Here is a 1,338-nt window from a genome sequence, read left to right on the forward strand (position 1 = left end):
AGATCAAAACAAGATTCAGCAGGTGACCGAGATTCCCGAGAACGTGTCACTGGTCCATTACATGCAGGAATACAACATGGGCGAAGTGCGCACGCAGCTCGTGAAAAGCATCAAGCAGAATCGCATGAAGATGAATACACGTTTCGCCGATGAACAGACAATCATTGAATCGGAAGGGCAAATTGAAAGTGCCTCGGAAATGCTGCGGAACTTGTCGTACCGGAACGATAAGATTTACCTGTTCCATACGCTCATTCATTTGGTAGCGAGTTCACAAGAAGAACTGGACCAACTGACGACAACCGTCAAAAGCAAATTCTCGAAGATCGGCATCATTCACAACCCGACAGATCGTGCGGTCGATGCCTTTCGTTCGTTTTTGCCGCTGAATGACAACAAAGTCGACGAACTGACGTACAAGATGACCAACTCGGAAGCAATCTCGTATTTCTTCCCGTTTCACGAGAACGAAATGTTCTCCGAAACCGGCTTAATCAAAGGACGCAACATGACGACCGGCAATGTCGTGATTGTCGACGATACAACGCTCTTGAACCGGCATGAGTTCGTCATTGGCATTTCTGGTATTGGGAAATCCATCATCACTGACGATCACGGGAAATTCATTCTTTATTATTTCTGCTAAGCCTGAAGTTTCATAGCCAGCATCGTATAGCTTTTTAATTCGCAACAATACATCTATTGCTGTGGAGTGATATTTCTTAGCCCGATTCCCACCCTTGCTCATGAAATAAGGGTCGCGTTCTTCCTTCATTCTTGTAAAAGAATCCTTAACATTGATTAAGCTTCTTATTTCGCCAACCAAAGCTTTTGCAGGGAGTCTATCTTTCTCCCAACACGCTTCAAAGTTTTCAAATTCTGTGACTCTTTTTAATAATTCCCTTCGTGGTCTCAAAGAAGTATCCCCATCTTCATTTATTCTTACTAAAACCGTTCTGACTATTTCTGCTTTGCCTATAGAATTACGATCTAAGTCGACTTGGTTAGTCACATCGCTCATGAATTTATAGGAAATACCTGAACCTTTTAAGAAATTAAGTGTGTCTTTTTTGGATTTACATAATAAAGGTATAGTTTGTACTAGGAGATTAAATAGATCGGGCGGATAATGGTAAATTTTCGTTTGTTCAAAAAGGATTGCCCCGATAATCGAATCAGAACTGAAAGAAGGTGCTGTCATGACGCGTGTCCGCATTTTATGGATCAAGTCATACATTTCTTCTTCTGTCGAGTATTGGTCTTCCGAAACGCCGTATAGCGCTAAAGCTTTCGGTGTGCTGCCGCCACTTTGATCAAGTGCTGCAATAAAGCCTTTGC

1 pseudogene is annotated in these 1,338 nt (G+C 42.5%); it reads right to left on the reverse strand.

The annotated features are described in order from the left end of the window. Window positions 1–490: 490 nt before the first annotated feature. A pseudogene (locus ABZ924_RS38685) lies at window positions 491–1,338 on the reverse strand (hypothetical protein); the annotation flags it as partial.

Origin of the sequence: Streptomyces sp. NPDC046876 (genome assembly GCF_040645035.1) — a bacterium.
Classification (GTDB): Bacteria; Actinomycetota; Actinomycetes; order Streptomycetales; family Streptomycetaceae; genus Streptomyces.